Source organism: Gordonia polyisoprenivorans NBRC 16320 = JCM 10675 (assembly GCF_000241325.1).
Taxonomy (GTDB): domain Bacteria; phylum Actinomycetota; class Actinomycetes; order Mycobacteriales; family Mycobacteriaceae; genus Gordonia; species Gordonia polyisoprenivorans.
Genome location: NZ_BAEI01000056.1, coordinates 12,115 through 28,696, shown reverse-complemented (window position 1 = coordinate 28,696; position 16,582 = coordinate 12,115). Strand labels below are relative to the sequence as shown.

17 protein-coding genes and 1 pseudogene are annotated in these 16,582 nt (G+C 68.4%); 1 reads left to right on the top strand and 17 read right to left on the bottom strand.

Features of this window, described 5'->3' with window-relative positions; translation table 11 throughout:
- Nucleotides 1–25: 25 nt before the first annotated feature.
- The 6 genes from secF to ruvC form a co-directional block, all read right to left on the bottom strand.
- Nucleotides 26–1,261 carry a protein translocase subunit SecF gene (gene secF / locus GOPIP_RS13405; protein ID WP_006370220.1) on the bottom strand — a complete coding sequence of 412 codons (1,236 nt, stop codon included), beginning with the start codon at nt 1,259–1,261 and terminating at the stop codon, nt 26–28.
- Nucleotides 1,258–3,060 carry a protein translocase subunit SecD gene (gene secD / locus GOPIP_RS13400; RefSeq protein ID WP_006370219.1) on the bottom strand — a complete coding sequence of 601 codons (1,803 nt, stop codon included), beginning with the start codon at nt 3,058–3,060 and terminating at the stop codon, nt 1,258–1,260. Before secD ends, secF begins: the two co-directional genes overlap by 4 nt.
- Nucleotides 3,061–3,297: 237 nt before the next feature.
- Nucleotides 3,298–3,720, bottom strand: a complete 423-nt coding sequence (yajC, locus tag GOPIP_RS13395) for a preprotein translocase subunit YajC (RefSeq protein ID WP_006370218.1) — start codon at nt 3,718–3,720, stop codon at nt 3,298–3,300.
- Nucleotides 3,721–4,002: 282 nt separating this feature from the next.
- Nucleotides 4,003–5,151: a Holliday junction branch migration DNA helicase RuvB gene (ruvB, locus tag GOPIP_RS13390; protein WP_006370217.1), complete on the bottom strand. Its 1,149-nt coding sequence runs from the start codon at nt 5,149–5,151 to the stop codon at nt 4,003–4,005.
- Nucleotides 5,148–5,744 carry a Holliday junction branch migration protein RuvA gene (gene ruvA, locus GOPIP_RS13385; protein WP_006370216.1) on the bottom strand — a complete coding sequence of 199 codons (597 nt, stop codon included), beginning with the start codon at nt 5,742–5,744 and terminating at the stop codon, nt 5,148–5,150. Before ruvA ends, ruvB begins: the two co-directional genes overlap by 4 nt.
- Nucleotides 5,741–6,334, bottom strand: coding sequence for a crossover junction endodeoxyribonuclease RuvC (gene ruvC, locus GOPIP_RS13380; RefSeq protein WP_006370215.1), 594 nt, complete (start codon nt 6,332–6,334; stop codon nt 5,741–5,743). The genes ruvA and ruvC overlap by 4 nt, the downstream gene beginning before the upstream one ends.
- A gap of 108 nt (nt 6,335–6,442) precedes the next feature.
- Here ruvC and GOPIP_RS13375 point away from each other — a divergent pair, with 108 nt between their 5' ends.
- Complete coding sequence (locus tag GOPIP_RS13375; RefSeq protein WP_006370214.1) at nt 6,443–7,063, top strand: nucleoside/nucleotide kinase family protein; 621 nt, start codon at nt 6,443–6,445, stop codon at nt 7,061–7,063.
- 51 nt (nt 7,064–7,114) lie between these two features.
- Here the strand turns inward: GOPIP_RS13375 and GOPIP_RS13370 are convergent, their stop codons facing one another.
- From GOPIP_RS13370 to pgsA, 11 genes and pseudogenes are all read right to left on the bottom strand, one after another.
- Nucleotides 7,115–7,867, bottom strand: coding sequence for a YebC/PmpR family DNA-binding transcriptional regulator (locus tag GOPIP_RS13370; protein WP_006370213.1), 753 nt, complete (start codon nt 7,865–7,867; stop codon nt 7,115–7,117).
- 127 nt (nt 7,868–7,994) lie between these two features.
- Entirely contained in the window at nt 7,995–8,606 is a 612-nt protein-coding gene (gene pdxT, locus GOPIP_RS13365) for a pyridoxal 5'-phosphate synthase glutaminase subunit PdxT (protein WP_035727995.1), read from the bottom strand.
- Nucleotides 8,603–9,457, bottom strand: coding sequence for an acyl-CoA thioesterase (locus tag GOPIP_RS13360; RefSeq protein WP_006370211.1), 855 nt, complete (start codon nt 9,455–9,457; stop codon nt 8,603–8,605). Before GOPIP_RS13360 ends, pdxT begins: the two co-directional genes overlap by 4 nt.
- A gap of 93 nt (nt 9,458–9,550) precedes the next feature.
- Nucleotides 9,551–10,015 carry a helix-turn-helix transcriptional regulator gene (locus tag GOPIP_RS13355; protein WP_006370210.1) on the bottom strand — a complete coding sequence of 155 codons (465 nt, stop codon included), beginning with the start codon at nt 10,013–10,015 and terminating at the stop codon, nt 9,551–9,553.
- Nucleotides 10,016–10,213: 198 nt separating this feature from the next.
- Nucleotides 10,214–10,975, bottom strand: coding sequence for an FHA domain-containing protein (locus tag GOPIP_RS13350; protein ID WP_373278842.1), 762 nt, complete (start codon nt 10,973–10,975; stop codon nt 10,214–10,216).
- Between the two features lie 227 nt (nt 10,976–11,202).
- Nucleotides 11,203–12,051 (bottom strand): annotated as a pseudogene (locus GOPIP_RS13345) (PP2C family protein-serine/threonine phosphatase); the annotation flags it as partial.
- A gap of 94 nt (nt 12,052–12,145) precedes the next feature.
- Nucleotides 12,146–13,105, bottom strand: coding sequence for a pyridoxal 5'-phosphate synthase lyase subunit PdxS (pdxS, locus tag GOPIP_RS13340; protein WP_006370207.1), 960 nt, complete (start codon nt 13,103–13,105; stop codon nt 12,146–12,148).
- A 131-nt stretch (nt 13,106–13,236) separates the two neighbouring features.
- Nucleotides 13,237–13,776, bottom strand: coding sequence for a LemA family protein (locus GOPIP_RS13335; protein WP_006370206.1), 540 nt, complete (start codon nt 13,774–13,776; stop codon nt 13,237–13,239).
- A gap of 24 nt (nt 13,777–13,800) precedes the next feature.
- Nucleotides 13,801–14,925 carry a glycosyltransferase family 4 protein gene (locus GOPIP_RS13330; protein WP_014359879.1) on the bottom strand — a complete coding sequence of 375 codons (1,125 nt, stop codon included), beginning with the start codon at nt 14,923–14,925 and terminating at the stop codon, nt 13,801–13,803.
- A complete protein-coding gene (locus GOPIP_RS13325; RefSeq protein WP_006370204.1) occupies nt 14,922–15,857 on the bottom strand; it encodes a phosphatidylinositol mannoside acyltransferase in 936 nt (311 codons plus the stop codon). Before GOPIP_RS13325 ends, GOPIP_RS13330 begins: the two co-directional genes overlap by 4 nt.
- A 14-nt stretch (nt 15,858–15,871) precedes the next feature.
- Nucleotides 15,872–16,558 carry a phosphatidylinositol phosphate synthase gene (gene pgsA / locus GOPIP_RS13320; RefSeq protein ID WP_006370203.1) on the bottom strand — a complete coding sequence of 229 codons (687 nt, stop codon included), beginning with the start codon at nt 16,556–16,558 and terminating at the stop codon, nt 15,872–15,874.
- Nucleotides 16,559–16,582: the final 24 nt, after the last annotated feature.

Genomic DNA, 16,582 nt, shown 5'->3' with positions numbered 1-16,582 from the left:
CCTCTGGATGCCACGACTGCCGAGACTATCGCGCGCGACGCCGTTTCCCGCTCGGTGCCGTCGGGGTGTCGTCCTCGGCGGCTCCCCGACCGGTCGACGCCCGGGACGGACGGCGACGCGGCGGTGTGCTGCCGGCGTCCGGGTCCTGCCCGGCGGCGATGGCCGCGCGTCGATCCAGTACGCGGGCGGTGTGGCGGGCGATCTCACGACGCCGTTCCTTGAGCGTCACCAGCAGCGGGGTCGCGAGGAAGATCGACGAGTAGGTGCCGACCACGACGCCGACGAGCTGGATCAGCGCCAGATCCTTCAACGTGCCAACCCCGAGCAGCCACACGGCGATGACCATCAGCGCGATGATCGGCAGCACCGAGATGATCGTGGTGTTGATCGAGCGCATCAGGGTCTGGTTCACCGCGAGGTTGGCCTGCTCGGCGTAGGTGCGACGCGTCGTCTGTAGTACCGAACGGGTGTTCTCCGAGACCTTGTCGAACACGACGACGGTGTCGTAGAGCGAGAAACCGAGGATGGTCAGCAAACCGATGACGGTGACCGGGGTGACCTCGAAACCGACCAGCGAATACACCCCGGCCGTGCAGATGATGTCGAAGAACAGGGTCGCCAGCGCGGCGATCGACATCTCCCGGTCGAAGCGCACCGCGATGTACACGAAGACGATCACCAGGAACACGGCGAGGGCGAGCAACATCTTCTCGGTGATCTCACGTCCCCACGTGGAACTCACCTCGGAGATGCTGACGTCGGCGGCCTTGAGTGTCGGCGCATACGCGTCGGTGAGGGCGACGGTTACTGCGCGTGCCTGCTCGGCACTGAGCGCGTCGGTGCGCACCTGCACGGTTTCGCTCGACCCCGATCCGGCGGTCTGTACCGAATCCGGGGCACTGCCGAGCGCCTTGCCGACGATGTCCTCGACGGACTGGCTGGTGATGCCCTGCGACACCGGGATCGAGATCTGCGTGCCGCCCTCGAAATCGATACCGAAGGTGAACTGGCGCACGCCGATCGAGATGATGCCGACCGCGAGGATCAGCGCGGTCACGAGGTACCACATACGGCGTTTGCCGATGACCTCGAAGGCGCCGGTGCCGGTATAGAGGCGCGAGAGGAACGACCGGGAGGTGTCGGCGTGGAAGTCGGCATCACTGCCGGCGATCGTCACCGCCGTCGCGGTCGCGGTACCCGACTCCTCGCCCGTCGTCGTGCTGCCGGTCGGTGCGCCGGTGGTCCGATTGCTGCCGGTCATTTCGCCGATCCCTTCGTCGGACCAGAGGGGGTCGAGTCGGTTGATGTCGAGGCCGCGCCTGCCGGTGCCGCGCCTGCCGGCGTCTTGGACGGACTGAGGTTCGACACCCGTTCGGCCCGTGAGGTTCTGCGCGCTCGCGCTACCTCGCTGACCGCACCGAGTCCGTTGACCCGCGGTCGCGACAGGAACTCCGAGCGGCTGGCGAGCACGACGAGCGGGTGGGTGACCAGGAACACGACCACGATGTCGAGGATGGTGGTCAGGCCGAGGGTGAAGGCAAATCCGCGCACCTCGCCGACGGCGAGAATGTAGATGACCGCCGCGGCCAGGAAGCTGACGGCGTTACCCGACCAGATCGTGCGTCGCGCGCTCGCCCAGCCGCGCGGGACCGCGGACCGGAAACTTCGTCCCTCACGCATCTCGTCCTTGATGCGTTCGAAGTACACGACGAAGGAGTCTGCGGTCATACCGATACCGATGATCAGACCGGCGATACCGGCCAGATCCAGGGTGAACCCGATCCAGCGACCGAGCAGCACGATGATGCCGTAGACCATCACCAGCGACAGCAGCAACGACGCCACGGTGAGGAAGCCGAGCATGCGGTAATAGGCCAGCGCGTAGATCAGCACCGCGATCAACCCGATCGCACCGGCCAGGAGGCCGGCCCGCAACGAGGACAGACCCAGTGTGGCCGAGACGGTTTCGGCGTCGGAGGTGGAGAACGACAACGGCAGTGAACCGTACTTGAGCACGTTGGCGAGATCGGTGGCCTCGGCTTCGGTGAACGGCGAGCCGGTGATCTGGGTGGCCCCGCTGATCGCCTGGTTGATCACCGGCGCCGACACCACGCGGGTGTCGAGGGTGAACGCGGTCTGCTTGCCGATGTTGTTGGCGGTGTACTCCGGCCAGGTCGTCGCGGCGGCGCCCTTGTATTCGAGGCTGACGATCCACTCACCGGTCTGTGGGTCGGTGCCCGCACTGGCCGATTTCACATCCCGCCCATCGATGATCTCCGGCCCGAGCAGGTACACGGTCTTGCCGTCGGTGGAGCAGGCGACCAGGTATTCCTTCGGGTCGTCGTTGCCCAGCAGTGGGTCGTTGGCGCCGTTGGCGCAGTTCATCTTCGACATGTAGCCCTGCAGCGCCTGGGTGTTGGCGCCGGCGGGAGCCTGCCGGTTCTTCTTCTCCTGGGCGATCTGCGCGGCCACCTGGTCGGCGGGGAGTTCGTTGGAGTCCTGGGTGCGCGTGGTGTTGGGCGGCTGCGGCGTCGCCGGTGCCGAGGTCTCGACCGGACGCACGTACAGCCGGGCGGTCTGACCCAGCGATTTCGCCTGGGAGCCGTCCTGGCCGGGCACGGTGATGACCAGGTTGTTCCCGCTGACCACGACCTCCGAGCCGCTCACGCCGAGCCCGTTGACGCGCTGCTCGATGATCTGCTTCGCCTGGTTCAACTGGTCGCGGGTCGGCGCCTGGCCGTTGTCGGTGCGGGCGGTCAGCGTCACGCGGGTCCCGCCCTGCAGGTCGATGCCCAGCTTCGGTTCGGGCGAGCCGCCACCGGTGAGGAAGACGAGGAGATAGACGAGGGCGAGGAGCGCGACGAACGCCGTCAGCGGCTGCCACGGCGGGATCTCGATCGACGACGAGCGGCCCGGCGGACGGCGCCGGGTGCCCTTCTTCGATCCCCCCGCCGACCGCGATCGGGTCGATTGGCCCGGCGCCTTCCGACCGCCGGGACCCGCCGTCCCGGTCGAATCGGCGGCGGCTCCCTTCGATTCGGCCCCACGCGAAAAACTCACGTACTCGATCTCCTTTGATGAGCGTCGACCGGCGCACCTGGGCACACTCGTCGACGCGGACTACGCGGCGCGAACAGCCCGAGGGCCTCGATCGCGCGATCGAGTGGCCACTCTACTGCCCCGCCCGCGCAGAACGGCACGCCACCGCCCCCGACGGCCCGGCGTCACGGGCGACAGCCCTCCCCCCGGTGGGCCCGACGGGTCGGTCAAGCGGCCTGCGGTCGGTGTCGGGTGTTCCTACTTGTCCGAGTCGGCGGACGTGTCGCCGCCGGACTTGTCGAGGTTCGGCCGATCGGTGGTGACGTCGGTGGGGGTGATCGTCTCGGGCGCCTCGTCGATCGCCTCGGCGTCGGCCGCGGCGAACGGCGGGGTGTAGCCGGGGTAGGTCGCGGCGGCCTCGTCGGTGGGTATCACGCGCATGACGGCTAGCCGGTTCCATCGGGTGACCAGGCCGGTCGCGATCTCGACGTCGATGTACTCCGACGAGGTCGCGTCGATCACGGTGCCGAAAAGTCCGCTCGACAGCTGGATGCGGGTACCGGTCTGGACGGAGTTCTGCATTTCCTGCGTCTCGGCGGCACGCTTCTTCTGCTTGCGCACCGAGAAGAACATGAAGCCGACCATCAGGACCAGCAGAAGTGGGAGAAACAGAGATTCCATCGAGGTGTCGTCGTCCTTGTCGTATCGAGATCGTCACCCGCGGCGCGGCGCTGATGCCACGCTCGGCGGGTCGCCGGTGAGGGGCTCCGGCGAAGTCACGCGCCCGCGACCCGTCGCCCCGGGGTGATGATGATGACCACCGGTGACGTCGGCGCCGAGCGCACGCACTCCCTCCAGTGTGCCATGCGGGGCAAGTCGCTCCCAACGCCGAGAATGTCGGCTTTGTCGCATATATGCCGCAATGGCGCGATGAGAGGGTCGGACCTTCCTCGCCGTGGGCGCTCAGATGTCGTCGAACAGCGACGGGCTGCCCATCTCGCGCGGGCGGACCCCGAAGGTCGCGTTGAGTGCACCGGCGGGCGGTGTGAGTCCGAGGTGGTGCCACGCCGCTGCGGTCGCCACGCGTCCTCTCGGTGTGCGTGCGACCATCCCGGCGCGCACCAGGAACGGTTCGCACACCTCCTCGACGGTCGCCGGTTCCTCGCCGACGGCCACCGCCAGTGTCGACACCCCGACCGGCCCGCCACCGAATGCCCGGACTAATGCATCCAGGACGGCGCGGTCGAGGCGGTCGAACCCCAGTTCGTCGACGTCGTAGACGGCCAGCGCCGCACGTGAGATGTCGACGGTGATCACCCCGTCCCCGCGGACCTCGGCGTAGTCACGAACGCGCCGCAACAACCGGTTGGCGATGCGGGGCGTGCCCCGGGAGCGGCTCGCGATCTCCGAGGCGGCGTCGGCCTGCAGGTCGATGCCCAGGATCCCCGCCGATCGGCGCAGCACCCGGACCAGCTCGCCCGTCTCGTAGAACTCCATGTGTGCGGTGAACCCGAAGCGGTCACGCAGCGGGCCGGTCAGCGATCCGGATCGGGTGGTGGCCCCGACCAGGGTGAACGGTGCCACGTCGAGCGGAATCGAGGTCGCGCCGGGTCCCTTGCCGACGACCACGTCGACCCGGAAATCCTCCATCGCCAGATACAGCATCTCCTCGGCGGGCCGGGCGATCCGATGGATCTCGTCGATGAACAGCACGTCACCCTCGACCAGGTTGGACAGCATCGCCGCGAGGTCCCCGGCGCGTTCGAGAGCGGGCCCGGAGGTGACCCGGATGGCCGCACCCATCTCCCCGGCGATGATCATCGCCAGCGACGTCTTGCCCAGACCGGGTGGCCCCGACAGCAGGATGTGGTCGGGAGTGCTGCCACGTTTCTTCGCGCCGTGCAGCACCAGCTCGAGCTGTTCACACACCCGCGGTTGGCCGATGAACTCGGCGAGCGATCGCGGACGCAGCCCGGCGTCGAAGTCACCGTCGGAGCGCACCGGGGTCGCACTGACCTCCCGCTCCTCCTCGAGTCCATCGTCGGTGATGCGGTCGTCGGCGAGGCGGTCGTCGGCGAGGCGGTCGTCGGCGAGGCGGTCGTCGGGGTTCATGCGGACTTCCCGAGCAGGGCCAGCGACCGGCGCAGCGCCATCGACGCGTCCGCATCCGGTTGCTCGGCGAGCACCGCGGCGACCGCCTTCTCCGCCGGCGCCGCGGTGAAGCCGAGTCCGACGAGCGCCTCGGCGACCTGACCGGCCACCCCGACCGGCCGCGCTCCCGCACCGCCGGCGGCGTCGGCGACCGGTCGGTCGACCTTGTCACGCAGTTCGACGACGAGCCGCTCGGCGACCCGCTTCCCGATACCCGGCACGCTCGTCAGCGCCTTCACGTCGGAATCCGCCAGCGCCCGCCGCAACGCATCGGGCTCGAGTACCGCCAGCGTCGCCATCGCCAGACGTGGCCCGACACCGGTGACCGTCTGCAGCAGGGCGAACAGCGCGCGGGCGTCGGGTTCGGTGAACCCGTACAGCGTCATCGAGTCCTCGCGGACGATCATCGAGGTCAGCAGCGTCATCTCGTCGCCCCGTCGCATTCGCGAGAGCGTGTCGGGGGTCGCCAGCACCCGATAACCCACCCCCGCGCAGTCGATGACGACGTGATCGAGGGCGACCTCGACCACCGGTCCGCGTACCGACGCGATCATGAGCTCGTCCCCTTCCGCCCGGCCGGCACCGTCGCCGCGCGCGCCGCGGCGACCCGTTGCCGGTGTACCCGGGCCATCTGTTCGGCGCGCTGCTGTGCCTGTGCCATCCGTTCGATCATCGGTCCCCGCCAGCAATGGCAGATCGCGAGCGCGAGGGCGTCGGCGGCATCGGCCGGGCGGGGTTTGGTCTGCATTCCGAGGATACGGGTCACCATGGCGGTGACCTGCGCCTTGTCGGCGCGGCCGCTGCCGGTGACCGCGGCTTTCACCTCCGATGGGGTGTGAAAACGCACCGGCACGTCGCGTTGACCTGCGGCCAGCGCGATGACCCCGCCGGCCTGCGCGGTGCCCATCGCCGTCGACACCTGGTTCTGGGCGAAGACACGCTCGATCGCCACCACATCGGGCTGGTGGATGTCGAGCCAGTGGCTGGCCGCGGTGTACACCGCGAGCAGGCGTTGGGCGAGTTCCATGTCGGTGGGTGTGCGGACCACATCGACGTCGAGGGCGGTCACACTGCGACCACTCCCCGACTCGACCAGCGCGATCCCGCACCGGGTCAGCCCCGGGTCGACGCCCATCACCCGCACTCGACACTCCTCCACCGACAACGAACAGTTGTTCGAGATTCTAGCGACGCCGACCGACAGAGAGTGGGATCGACACGGCAACCCGTGGCGAACGAACACGGCCGAACCGTGGAGAATACGGCCGTGCCCGCCTACCGCCCGATCGACCCCGAGGGCCTGGTCGTCACGTGCGCCGAGAGGTGCGCGGCCCTGCCCGGTCAACCGGTGGTCGGGATCGACGGTGCGGTGGCGGCCCGGCCGGACCTGTTGGCGCTGCGGGTCATCGAGGTGCTGCGCTCCCGCGGACGTGCGGCGGAGGTCGTCCGGGTCGGCGACTACGTCCGCCCGGCCTCGCTGCGGCTCGAATGGGGACCGCACGACCCCGAGGCGTTCACCACCTCGTGGTACGACTTCGCGGCGCTGCGCCGGGAGGTACTCGACGGTATCCGCGACCACCGACGATGGTTGCCGCGGCTCTGGGATGAACTCTCCGACAGGTCATTTCGCGATCAACGACTCGATGCCGCCTCCGGCCAGATCACTCTGATCGCCGGTGAGATGGTAGTGCGCGACGACCTCGACCTGGACCTGACGATCGCGCTGCGGATGAGTCGCGCGGCACTGTTACGCAGGACGCCGTCCGACCGGCAGTGGACGATCGACCCGTTGCTCGACCATCAACGCGACGCACCCGACCCCGACGTCGAGGTCCGCTACGACCATCCGGACCGGCCGGCGCTGCGGGGTTGAGGGCTGAGCGGTTGACACAGCTGAACCGATGCCGGCTGCGGTGTCGGGGGCTCAGCTGTCGAGTTCGGCGAGCACCTCGTCGCTGACGTCGACATTGCTGTACACGTTCTGGACGTCGTCGGAGTCCTCGAGCGCGTCGATCAGCTTGAACACCTTGCGCGCCCCCTCGGCGTCGACGGGCACCTCCACCGACGCACGGAAGTCGGCCTCGGCCGATTCGTAGTCGATGCCGGCCTCCTGCAGGGCGGTACGCACCGCGACGAGATCGGTCGGCTCGCTGACCACCTCGAACGTCTCGCCGAGGTCGTTGACCTCCTCGGCGCCGGCGTCGAGTACGGCCATCAGGATGTCGTCCTCACTCTGACCGTTCTTCTCCAGCGTCACCACACCCTTGCGGGTGAACAGGTAGGCCACCGACCCGGGATCGGCCATGTTGCCGCCGTTACGGGTCATCGCGGTCCGCACCTCGCCGGCGGCGCGATTGCGGTTGTCGGTGAGGCACTCGATCAGGATCGCAACACCGTTGGGGCCGTAGCCCTCGTAGGTGATGGTCTGCCAGTCGGCGCCACCGGCCTCTTCGCCGCCGCCCCGTTTGCGGGCCCGCTCGATGTTGTCGTTGGGCACCGACGACTTCTTGGCCTTCTGGATCGCGTCGTAGAGAGTCGGGTTACCGGCGGGGTCACCGCCACCGGTGCGCGCGGCGACCTCGATGTTCTTGATCAGCTTGGCGAACATCTTGCCGCGCTTGGCATCGATGACGGCCTTCTTGTGCTTGGTGGTCGCCCATTTTGAATGGCCGCTCATACGCTCTTCCGATCCTTCCCGTGCACCGGAGGAGCCCCTGACGGGGTGATCCGGGCAAGACTTCTGTGGAACACGTCACTACCTGTCGAACACGTCGGAGATCGATTCTACCGACGCGCCACCGGCGTCAATGGCGCACCATGTCGACGAAGTGCGCGTGCACCCGCCGATCACCGGTCACCTCGGGGTGGAACGAGGTGGCCAGCACGTTGCCCTGCCGCACCGCGACGATCCGCTCGGCGGCCGGACCACCGGGCACCCGGGCGAGCACTTCCACGTCGGCCCCGACCTTCTCCACCCAGGGCGCGCGGATGAACACCGCACGCATCGACGGCCCGTCGTCGGTGATGTGCTCGACGTCGAGATCGGTCTCGAAGGACTCCACCTGACGCCCGAAAGCATTGCGGCGCACCGTGATATCCAGCGCATCGAGATGCCGGGCGTCGGGTCGCGTGTCGAGGATGCGGGAGGCGAGCAGGATCATCCCGGCGCATGAACCGTAGGCGGGCATGCCCTCGGCGAGCCGCTCGCGCAGCGGTTCGAACAACTCGAAGATCCCGAGGAGTTTGCTCATCGTGGTCGACTCGCCACCGGGGATCACCAACCCGTCGACCCGGTCGAGTTCGGTCGGGCGGCGGACCGCGGACGCGTGCGCACCGGCACCGGTCAGGGCGGCGAGGTGCTCGCGGACATCACCTTGGAGTGCCAGCACCCCGATCCGAGGTCGGGTGCCGCTCACCGCTGTTGCCGGGCGTGCTGATCGGCGGGCATCACGCGTCCGGTCCGGCTCAGACCCTCCTGGGTCACTGCGGCGACCATCCGTCCGGCCCGGTCGAAGATGCGGCCCTGCGTCAGGGCGCGCCCGGCACCGGCCGACGGCGAGGTCTGGTCGTAGAGCAGCCATTCGTCGGCGCGGAAGCTCCGCATGAACCACATCGCGTGGTCGAGGGACGCCGATTGGGGTTCGACGCCGGGATGGGGCACCTTCGACGACCCGAGCAGGGTCATGTCGCTCATGTAAGCCAACGTGCACACGTGGATCGTCTGATCATCCGGCAGCGGTTTGCGGTAGCGAAACCACACCCGTTGCTGGGCGACGAAGAACGGTGAGGTGACCAGCTTGTCCGCCGGGACGATGCGGATGTCGAAGTTGTCCCACTCCTTGAACACCGCCTTCTCGTCGTCGCCCGCTTCGGCGTGCCGGTCGGGCAGATCCTCGGGCGCCGGTGCGGGCGGAATCGGGTCCTGGTGTTCGATGCCCTCGTCGGTGGTGACGTGGAACGACGCCGACATCGTGAAGATGGCCTCGCCGTTCTGTATTCCGGTCACCCGACGGGTGACGAAGGAACGGCCGTCACGGATGCGGTCGACGAGGAAGACCGCGGGAATGTCGGGGTTGCCGGGCCGCAGGAAGTACCCGTGCAACGAATGCACCGAGAACTCGTCGGAGACGGTCCGTGTCGCCGACACCAGCGCCTGGCCGGCAACCTGTCCGCCGAAGGTGCGTTGGAGCTGACTCTCGAAGGCCCCGCCCCGATAGATGTCGGTCTCGATGCGCTCGACCCTGAGGACGTCCTCGATCTCTGCCACCGGACCAGTATCCCGTATGGGTTCGGTTGCCACTCGAAAGGGCCTGTGCAGACGGCTCGGCGTGGCGCCCCGGGCGCTGCATGCCCGGATGCGTCACAGCTCGTCGAGACGAACCAGACCGTCCTGCACGGCGCGCGCGACGAGGGCCGCCTTGGTCGGCGCGGTGCGGCCGATCTCGGCGTACTTGGCGCGGATGCGCGTCAGGTGGGTGTTGACGGTGCCGAGGGAGATGAAGAGTTCTTGGGCCACAGCGGGTTTCGAGTCCACCATCAGCCAGGTGCGCAGCACCTCGATCTCGCGGTTGGTCAGGCTCGGCCGCGGCAGTTCGGGAGCGGCGGCTTCCTCGACGGGCTGCGGCGCCTCGGGCACCAGTCGCATGAGCGGGTTGGCCGGCATCGGCTGCTGACCGGGCAGCGGCATCCGGCGGGCGGCGAGCCGCGCGAGTGCCTCGGTGCGCCGGCGGTCGGCCTCGGCCCGGCGACGAGCGGCCTGGGCGAGCTGATTGGCGGGGATGTGGGAAACGACTGCGGTCATGGTGTCCTCCTGGATTCGCGTCATGCGTTGGGCTCCGTTGCCCCGATGCAGAAGACGTTATGAGCGATCCGACAGGAGGTCGATGGGGAGAACTCCCCTGCCCATGGGTAGAACTACCCATGGGATAAGCGCAGGTCAGAAGGGGTAATTTCGAGCCGGTGAGGAGTTGTTGCCACGACTACCCATGCGTCGTTCCCCAGGAAGGGGGAACAGGCCCCGACATCAGCTCGCGGCGTTGCGCGCGGCTTCGGCGTCGATCAGCGGGAGATCGTCGCGGGTGACGATGCGGGAGGCGACCGCGTACTCGACCAGACGGGCGCGGCGGTTGCTGGCGAGCTTGCCGCCCCCGGCGCGCATCCCGCTGACCCCGAGTTGATCGAGCTTGTCGCAGACGTTGTCGAGTTTGCGGTTGAACTTCGTCAGCGGCCACCCCAACCGGGCGGCCGCCTTCGCCGACGACGGGATCGCGCTGGCCCCGGTGCCCTCGCGGCGCAGGATCTCCTCCGCGAGCACGACGATGAGCAGTTTCTGGCTCTCGGTGAGCATCGGGACGCCCTGAGTGGTCCGGCCCCCGGCGAAGGACTGCTCGGTCACCGGGCGCACCTGTGGGGCCGTCGCGTAGACACTGAGTTCGTAGGTGGTCGGACCCGCGGTGAACACGATCGTGGTCTCGCCGAAGACCAGCGGCATACGCGCACCCGGGCCGAGGGTCGCCGAGAACCCGACGTCGCCGGCCGACACGCTCGCCGACAGGTGGGTACCCAGGTTGGTGAGCCACCACAGTCCGTTTTCGTTGTGCAGCACCAGGAATCGGCGATGAAGGTAGGGGTTGTCGTCGACCGAGAGGTCGGCTTCGCGCCCGACGGTGAACCGTCGGTCGCCCATCAACGGATAGCGCTCACCGCAGTATTCGACGTAGGTCATCCCTGGGGGCACCGGAGTCCTCCCCGAATGCTCCGCCGGATGGTCCGGTTCAGGAATCATTCATCCGACCCCGATCACTTCTCCGGCGTGGGCTCCGCGTCGCCCCCGTCGGTTGCGGTCCCGTCGGCCCTTGTTTCCGAGGCCACCGTTTCTTCGGCTTGTTCGGCCCCTGCGTCCTGGGCTTCTGTGTCCTGGGCTTCTGCGTCTTGGGTTCCTGTCTCCCCGACAGCCGCCCCGTCGATGGCGGTGCCGTCGACCCCCGCGTCGTCCGCTTCAGCACCCTCGACATCAGCACCCTCGACCTCAGCACCGTCCGCGTCGCCGTTCACGGCGGGCATCCGGATGGTCGGGACCGATTCGTGGACCTCGACGACGATGACGGTCACGTTGTCGTGAGCGCCGAGTTCCAGTGCGGCGTCGACGAGTTCATCCGCGGCGTCGACGACACCGTCGGCGTCACCGAGGATGCGGGCGATCTCGTCGTCGGGTAGTTCTCCGGTCAAACCGTCCGAGCACATGAGCAGGATGTCGCCCGGCAACGCGACGGTGCTGAAGTAGTCGGCTACGGGCTCGATCATGCCCGCGCCGAGCGCTCGGGTGATCACGTTGCGGCGCGGATCGGTGCGGGCGTCCTCGGGGGTGAGGAACCCGGCGTCGATGAAGTCCTGGACCTGCGAGTGATCGCGGGTCAGCTGCTGCAGGGTGCCGTGCTGGAACCGGTAGGTGCGCGAGTCGCCGATGTTGAGGATCAGCCAGTGCGGCTCGCCCTCGACGGTGACCAGCACCGCACCGGTCGTCGTGGTTCCCGCGCGGCGCTCCGAGGAGGTCTCGATGTCGGAGATCCGGGCCTGTGCCTCGTCGAGGAGGTCGATGAGGGCCTTCTGCGTCTCGATCAGCTCGCCGGCACTCGTCGCCGCCGAGAGGGTCAGCAGCGCTGCCTCACTGGCGAGTTCTCCGCTGTCGTGTCCGCCCATGCCGTCGGCGAGCAGGTACTTGCCCGGCATGGCCAGTGCGGCGTCCTCGTTGGTCTCGCGCACCCGGCCGACGCTGCATCGCACCGCCCACTCCAGACGCAGATCCTCCACGAAGTGGGTGCCCGAGGTCGCCTCGTCGCGGACGATGCTCACCGAATCCATGGTCAGCAGATCCTACCGGCGAGACCTCGCCGGACAGCGTCTGACCACACCGGAAAACAGCCGTTCGGTCGACGGATACTCGCGGTCAGGACGGTCACCAACCTCGTTCGGCGAGGCGGTGCGGCGCCGGGATGTCGTCGACGTTGATCCCGACCATCGCCTCACCGAGTCCGCGCGAGACCTTCGCCAGCACGTCGGGGTCGTCGTGGAAGGTCGTCGCCTGCACGATCGCGGCCGCTCGCTGCGCCGGGTTGCCGGACTTGAAGATGCCCGACCCGACGAACACGCCCTCGGCGCCGAGTTGCATCATCATCGCCGCATCCGCCGGGGTCGCGATGCCACCGGCGGTGAACAACGTGACGGGCAGCTTGCCCGCCTGCGCCACCTCGACGACCAGCTCGTAGGGCGCCTGCAGCTCCTTGGCGGCCACGTACAGCTCATCTTTCGGCAGCGAGGTGAGCCTGCGGATCTCGTCGCGGATCCTGCGCATGTGCGTCGTCGCGTTCGAGACGTCACCGGTCCCGGCTTCACCCTTGGACCGGATCATCGCCGCTCCCTCGGTGATACGACGCAGCGCCTCACCGAGATTGGTGGCACCGCAGACGAACGGCACCGTGAACGCCCACTTGTCGATGTGGTTGGCATAGTCAGCCGGGGTCAGCACCTCCGACTCGTCGACGTAGTCGACGCCGAGGCTCTGCAGGATCTGGGCCTCGACGAAATGACCGATACGGGCCTTGGCCATCACCGGGATCGAGACCGCGGCGATGATGCCGTCGATCATGTCCGGATCGCTCATCCGCGAGACGCCACCCTGGGCGCGGATGTCGGCGGGCACACGCTCGAGCGCCATCACCGCGACCGCGCCGGCATCCTCGGCGATCTTGGCCTGATCGGGGGTGACCACGTCCATGATCACCCCGCCCTTGAGCATCTCGGCCATGCCCCGCTTCACCCGTGCGGTCCCCTGACCGGACTCGGGGGTGCCGTGGTGTCCGTTGATCGCGGACGTCGCATCAGACCCGGGGGTGGTCCCGGACTGGGGTTGGCTCACTGGAGGTCTCCTGATTCGCGGTTCTTCGAGGCTCGGCGATGGCGCAGCCCATCGGGCTGCGCAACGCGTCCCACCAGGATAGGTGAGGTGTCCGGCGCACTCGCCACACACCTCGGTTTGGCCGACTCCGGTCAGTCGGCGGTGCCGGGGGTCACCCGCTCGACGATCTCGAAGTACTCGGGTCGCTGTGCACGTCCACCGAGTCGCAGCAGCCGCACCAGGAACCGGTCGGCGAGGCTGCGGGTGTCGCGGACGGCGTCGTTGTAGAACCGGCGGGCCATCATCACCCGGGTCTCGGCGTCGGCCAGTTCGGCGATCAGTCCGGGCGGGCGGACCGACGGATCGATCCGGCTCAGCGCCGTGGACAACGCGTTCTCGGCATCCTCACGCGAGGCGCGCGGAGCGTGTTCGGCGGCGTCGGCGCAAGCGGCGAGGTGCCGTGCGGCGGTGGCGATCTCCGGATCACCGGAGTCCTCCATCCATGCGGTGAGCACCCGCACCACCACGGTTCGGCGCTCCAGGGCCGCTTCCAGCGCCTGCCACGCGAGGTCGACGCGGACGTTGAGCCGGTCGAGCCGATTCGCGCGACTGTAGGCCCAGGCACCGATGATCACCAGGATCGCCACGATGATCACGACCACTACCGTCATAAACGCCGACATCTGCCCCATCCCCTCGATTCGCGCCGCATGACCTCAGTCCGACACCACGACCGGACCGGCACCGACGGTGACGGTCTCGTACACGCGCATGATCTGATCGGCGACCCGTGACCAGTCATAGCGGGCCGCGCGAGCACGTGCGGCCCGCACCAGGTCGGCGCGGGCCTCGTCGTCGGCGAGTAGCTCGATCAAACCCGACGCGAGCTCGTCGGCCGCACCGACCGCGAACAGCCGCCCCGCCCGACCGTCGTCGAGCACCCGCCGGAACGCGTCGAGTTTGCTGGCGATCACCGCCGCACCGGCGGCCATGGCCTCGACGAGCACGATGCCGAAGCTCTCGCCGCCGAGGTTCGGCGCGCAGTAGACGTCGGCCGACGCCAGCGCGCGGGCCTTGGTGGCGTCGTCGACCTGACCGAGGAACACCAGGTGGTCGGCGAGATCCCCGGCGCGACGCCGCAGCGCTTTCTGATTGCCGCCGCCGACCACGAGGACCCGCAGGTCACCGAATCGCTCGACCACCGTGGGCAGTGCGCGCATGAGGATGTCGATGCCCTTGCGGGGCTCGTCGTAGCGACCGAGGAACAGCACCGTCCGCCCCGGCCACGGATAACCGTCGAGGGGCTCGGCGTCGGCGAACGATCCGACGTTGATGCCGTTGGGGATCTCCACCGCGTCGGAACCCAGCGACTCCATCTGCCATCGTCGTGCCAGTTCACTGACCGCGATCTTGCCCGAGATGCGCTCGTGATAGGGCCGCAGCATTCCTTGGAAAGTGCTGAGCCACAAAGATTTCGACGTCGACGTGTGGAATGTCGTGACGATCGGGCCGGACGCCACCATCAGTGCCATCATCGACAGGCTCGGCGAATTCGGTTCGTGGACGTGCAACACGTCGAAGTGGTTGTCGGCGATCCAGCGTCGCAGTCGGCGATATCCGTTGGGACTGAAGTTCACCCGCGACACCGAGCCGTTGTAGGGGATCGCGAGCGCCGGGCCGCCGGAGACGACGTAGTCGGGTAGGTCCGTGTCACCGTCGGCCGGGGCGATCACACTGACATGGTGTCCGCGGTCGATGAACACCGCGGCGAGTTCAGCGACGTGTGCCTGCACTCCGCCGGGGACGGAGAACGAATACGGGCACACCATGCCGATCCTCATGTGCTCTCCCCGGTCCCGTGCACCCGATCACGTTGGCGCGCCGACCAGTCGGCCTCCCACAAGGGCTGCAGCATGTGCCAGTCGGCGGGGTGTGCGGCGATGTTCTCGGCAAAGGTGTCGGCGAGCGCCTGTGTCGCGGCCTCGACGCCGACGGATACGTCGATCTCGTTGCTGACGGTGATCTGCGAGCCGGGCGCGTCGGTGAACCAGTGGTGCACCGGCAACAACCCGGCCCCGGTCTCGATGGCCAGCCGCGCCGAGCCCGCAGGCATGCGAGTGCGTTCGCCGAAGAAGGTGACCGGGACGCCGTGGCGCGCGATGTCGCGTTCGCCGAGCAGGCACACGATTCCGCCGGCGCGAAGGCGCTCGGCCAACAGACCGAACGGTGGTTGCTCGCCGCCGGAGAGCGGAAAGATCTCGAATCCCAACGACTCCCGGTAGTCGACGAACCGACGGAACAGCGATTCCGGTTTGAGTCGTTCGGCGACGGTGGCAAAACTCCCGCGGTTCTGCACCAGCCAGACGCCTGCCATGTCCCAGTTGCCCGAGTGCGGCAGCGCCAGCACCACACCCTTGCCGCGGTCGAGGGCCGCATCGAGTCGTGCCTGATCCGGGGGTGGGACGACGACGGTCTCGGCGGTGGCCGCCAGATCCTGCGCGGGCAGACGAAAGGCCTCGTACCAGTACCGCGCATAGGAGCGCATGGCATCGGCGACGAGGTCGTCGGGGACCTGGGCGCCGGTGGTGCCGAGAACCCGGGCGAGATTGCGGCGCAACTGCTCCGGTCCGCCATTGCGGCGTCCGGCGAAGGCACCGGCCCGGTCGAAGGCGGCGCGCGCCGGTCCGTCCGGAGCATGGCGGACACCGGCCCACCCGGCCCGATAGCCGAGGTCGGCGGCACCCGCGCTCAGCCGCTCGAGCGCTGACCCCACCCTCGTCGACCCGCTCACCGCGCGTCCGCGCCGGGTTCGGTTCCTGCCCCGTCCGGCCCGTCGGCATCGTCGGCCGCGGCGGCCATCGGGATGAGTTCACGCGCACCGGGTGACGCCGCGATCGACCACATGCGCTGGCCGACGGTGATGACCGAGCCGACCGCGAGCAACCACATCGCGACGTGGATGGCCCACCACAGGCCCAAGCCGGTCAACCCGGCTCCGACGAGCACGATGATCAGCCGGTCGGGTCGTTCGATGAGACCGCCGTCGCCGTTGAGGCCTGCGGCTTCGGCACGAGCCTTCGCATACGAGATGACCTGCGAGGTCACCAAACAGATCAGGGTGGCGACGAAGAGCAGTTGATGCGGGTGGGTCCAGGCACACCACCAGGCCAGTCCGGCGAAGATCGCGCCGTCGGCGATCCGGTCGCAGGTCGCGTCGAGCACCGACCCGAACCGGGTGCCACCGCCACGGGCGCGCGCCATCGCACCGTCGAGCATGTCGAACATCACGAACAGCCAGATGACCATCGTGCCCCAGAACAACTGCCCCATCGGGAACAGCGTCAGCGCCGCGGCCACCGAGGCCACGGTGCCGATGAGCGTCATCATGTCGGGGGTGAGTCCGGTGCGCAGCAACGCGCGCCCGATGGGCAGCGTCACCTTCGACACCGACGCGCGGCCCCGGATGCTCAGCACCGATGCGCTCCTTCTCCCCGATCG

Coding starts and splice junctions, on each gene's coding strand:
- GOPIP_RS13350 (WP_373278842.1), bottom strand. CDS start 10,975: ATGATTCCTGAACCGGACCATCCGGCGGAGCATTCGGGGAGGACTCCG.
- ruvB (WP_006370217.1), bottom strand. CDS start 5,151: ATGAACCCCGACGACCGCCTCGCCGACGACCGCCTCGCCGACGACCGC.
- GOPIP_RS13370 (WP_006370213.1), bottom strand. CDS start 7,867: ATGAGCGGCCATTCAAAATGGGCGACCACCAAGCACAAGAAGGCCGTC.
- yajC (WP_006370218.1), bottom strand. CDS start 3,720: ATGGAATCTCTGTTTCTCCCACTTCTGCTGGTCCTGATGGTCGGCTTC.
- secF (WP_006370220.1), bottom strand. CDS start 1,261: ATGACCGGCAGCAATCGGACCACCGGCGCACCGACCGGCAGCACGACG.
- GOPIP_RS13330 (WP_014359879.1), bottom strand. CDS start 14,925: ATGAGGATCGGCATGGTGTGCCCGTATTCGTTCTCCGTCCCCGGCGGA.
- GOPIP_RS13355 (WP_006370210.1), bottom strand. CDS start 10,015: ATGACGCGAATCCAGGAGGACACCATGACCGCAGTCGTTTCCCACATC.
- ruvA (WP_006370216.1), bottom strand. CDS start 5,744: ATGATCGCGTCGGTACGCGGACCGGTGGTCGAGGTCGCCCTCGATCAC.
- GOPIP_RS13335 (WP_006370206.1), bottom strand. CDS start 13,776: ATGGGGCAGATGTCGGCGTTTATGACGGTAGTGGTCGTGATCATCGTG.